2 protein-coding genes are annotated in these 3527 nt (G+C 53.6%); both read right to left on the reverse strand.

Annotation, left to right across the window (positions count from 1 at the left end; translation table 11 throughout):
- Positions 1–2885, reverse strand: a 2885-nt coding sequence (locus DZC79_RS20910; protein WP_157977328.1) for a DUF7948 domain-containing protein, incomplete at its 3' end; no start/stop codon positions are given.
- Between the two features lie 196 nt (positions 2886–3081).
- Positions 3082–3527 (reverse strand): gliding motility-associated C-terminal domain-containing protein (locus DZC79_RS20915; RefSeq protein WP_157977329.1); only part of this gene is annotated, 446 nt, incomplete at its 5' end.

Raw genomic sequence — 3527 nt, forward strand, 5'->3', positions numbered from 1 at the left:
CTGACACCGGTGGCCGGCGACCAATGGTAGCTGTATCCGCTAGTCCCGATGGCGACAATGGGCACGACAGCACCCTCGCAGACGACAGTATCGTTAGTGATGATATCCAGGACCCTGGGCGAAAGATCGATATGGACCGTATCCGTCGATGAGAAGCCGCAGATGCCGGGTATGGTATCTTTCACCGTTACCCAATACTGGTTGTTTACGGTAGGATCAACGGTAATGGTAGCCTGGTTGGAGGGGCTTAGAATACCGGTAGCGGGTCCCCACTGGATAATATTGTTCGGAGACGGATTGTTGATCGTAACCCCGATGTCGATCGCCTGCTGGAAGCTGCAGACAGTAGTATCTTTCACCACGATATCAGGCAGCTCAGTATGCAATATGGTAACGGTCATGTAAGCCGTGTCGTCCGTAATGCAGGATGTATCGTTATTGGCATGCAGGGAGATGGTATAGACGCCGGGTGTGGTAAAGGTATGCGTAGGCGCTGCTACATTGGTGGTGGGGCTGCCATCACCGAAATCCCAGGTGTAATTTGCTGCAGCAACAGAATTGTTGACAAAATGCACAGTATACGGTGCGCAGCCGGAGTCGTTAGCGTTCACCGCAGGATCCAGCTGGAAGTTCGAGTTCACACCGGAGGCTTCGAAGTTGAACTTGAAGCTAAGGATGTCCTGGCCCGTGGTTTGCTTGAACTGTGAGAAGCTGTTGGCGTCCGGGCCCGGATAAGGGGTTGGAGAGTTTGCCGGCGTGGCCTGGCAGATAGAGTGGTAAACGATGCCGTTGGGGTCCAGGCGGTGTGAGCCGATATGGGAGTGGTCGCCGCTCACGCCAAAATAAGACCCGAACAGCAGGTCGCTGAAATTAGGCGTCATTGCACAGAACCAGAACGAAGCCGTATTCGTCTGGTAGGCATCGTTGGATAAAGGCATACCGGCCACGGCGCTAAAGCCCGCCACATAGATGTTCTGGCAGATATCGACCAGGAAAGCAGAAGGGAAGAACCTGCTAAAGCCCGATTGCGGATTCCCTACACGGGTAGACAGCAGGGATGCGGTAAGGCCGGGATTCAGCTTGTCGACAAATACGTCGCCGTCTGCTGTGCCCACCCATACATTGGACGATACCGGATAATTACCGGTAGTTCTGCCCAGCACAAAAACATTATCACCTGCGTCTACCTGGAGGTTTACGGCCTGGTCCACATTGTCGGTACCCACATAGGTGGTCTGGATCAGCGCGCCGGTAGCGGGGTTGATGAGGGCTACGAATCCGTCGTAGGTGCCGCCCGGAGCGGTGGGCTGGTAGCCGCCGGTAGTTCCCGGGAAGTTGGTGCTGTTGGTGATCCCGCTTACCAGCAGGTTGCCGGCGCTGTTAAAGATAATCGAAGTCGGCCCCTCGTTGCCACTGCCACCGAGATAGGAGCTGTACAGCAGGTTGGAGCAGGTAGGATCCAGCTTGAAGATGACGCCATCTACCGTACCCGTACCGGCATTGGTAGCCTGCTGGGCATTGGCAGTTACCGGAAAGTCGGTAGAATTGGAGTTACCTACCACCCAGATATTGCCTGCCGGATCGAAAGTAAGCTCCAGTGGGCTGGAAGTAGAGCTGTTGTTCAGGTCGACAGTAAAAGGACCGCCGGTAAAGGTATATTGCTGTGATTCGATGCCGGCGCCGCCCATCAGCGTGCCGCCCATCAGCGTGCTGCCATCGGCAGACAAATGGGATACGAAGATGTCCCAGGTGCCGGACAGCGTGTTGTCGTAGCAGCCGGTAGAAGTGGGGAAGTTGGCCGACTGGGTGCCGCCGACAACAACCAGCTCGTTGTTGTTATTCACCTTCATCGCATGCGGGTATTCCTGGCTGGTGCCGCCGAGATAGGTGGAGTAGATCAGAGCATTGCCCGTGGCATTGTATTTGTTGATCGCTGCTTCGTGTCCGCCGCCTGCCCAGTTCTCCTGGAAGGCGCCGGCGGTCGTTGGCCAGCCTGTGCTCCAGGCATCGGCGCCGGCGTAAAGATTACCTGCGGCATCATAGGTAGTACAATAGCTATAGTTGTTGCTGTTGGTCCCGCCGCTGTAAGTAGCGAATACCAGCACCGGGTCGATAATGAGCGGCTTGCCGGCATCGTAGCCGGAAGGGAACTCAAAGGTCAGCTTGCTGTTGCTCAGCTTGTAGCGGGAAGGAACAGCGACTTCCTTGCCATTGATCACCTGGTAAGAATAAGGCGCCTGCTCGATCACCTCGTTCACCGAAGTTTTGATCTTCAGGTTGCCTTCAGGGGTCAGCTCGGGCTGCACACCTTCATATGTCATGGCGATGGCGCCGGCATTGGCGCCGGGCGCCACGATGAAGTCGTATTTTACATTGTTGTCTTTGGAGTACACTGCCATATCGATACCCTGGTAGATATCTTTATGGATCACTTTGCCAAACAGGCCTACATGTCCGGCCCAATTGGCGCTGTTGTTACCGATCAGGTAGTTATGGTAATAGCTTCTGCGGCTTTCCGGGTTGAACTGTGTGGAAAGATTGGCGCCGGCGAATTTTACTTTGTAAGCATGGCGATGAATAACCTCATGGCTGACATCAGCACCTTCATCGTGCCACATCCTGTGGATCCGCTCCATATCCATCGCACTCGCGTAGTTAAACACAAAGCCCTCATTGGTCAGGAACATGGCTCCGCCGGGAATATCGGCTTTGTACCGGGCCTCGGGGTTCCATTGGCCTTTATTTTCGATAAAGTCCAGACCTTCTTTCTTTGGGGCAGGTAACATCACTCCTGTTGCAGGGTGTTTTCCCCTCGCCGAAGCCAATAGCCCGGTAAAAAGAAAGAGCAACAAAGGAAGTGCGTTTTTGTAGTTTGTGCGATTCATTGGTTAGCTTTTAACAGAATTAATAGCGCAATATAACAAAAAAACAGACATGGGATCACCCAAAAGAGTGAGTATGGACACAGATGGACGGCTATATTTAATGTTTTTCCAACCATAATACTCCTTGCCCATAAATAGTAAGGGCAAAAAAAGACCGGTCGAAAACGACCGGTCTTTTTTTGCTGTCGGTATATATTTACCGTATGAGGGTCACATTACCCTGCTGGGTAAAGGTTTCGCCGCTGTCGGTCACGGCTTCGATGGTATAGATGTAAACGCCCATGGGCAGCGCCTTGCCATCCTTGGTGCCGTCCCATCCCTCATCGATATTGGCGCTGCTGTATACCTTATTGCCCCAGCGGTTGAAGATGGTAAAGCTCTTCAGCTGCGCGATACCGCGTTTTGCCGGTTTGAATACCCTGTTGGTACCTGAAGGCGCGAAGGCATTCGGCATATCGATCACGGTCTTTTCCACCAGCACATCCATAGAGTCTTTGACCAGGCAGCCGTGCTCTGTAGTGGCCGTTACAAAGTAACGTGTCCTTACCGCGGGGTTCATCAGCGGGTCGGCAATATTGGTAGCGCTGAGGCCTGAGGGCGGGAACCAGGAGAAATACAGGCAATTGGTCCCCGGCTCAACAT

It is taken from the genome of Taibaiella helva, assembly GCF_003545695.1.
GTDB classification, from domain to species: domain Bacteria; phylum Bacteroidota; class Bacteroidia; order Chitinophagales; family Chitinophagaceae; genus Taibaiella; species Taibaiella helva.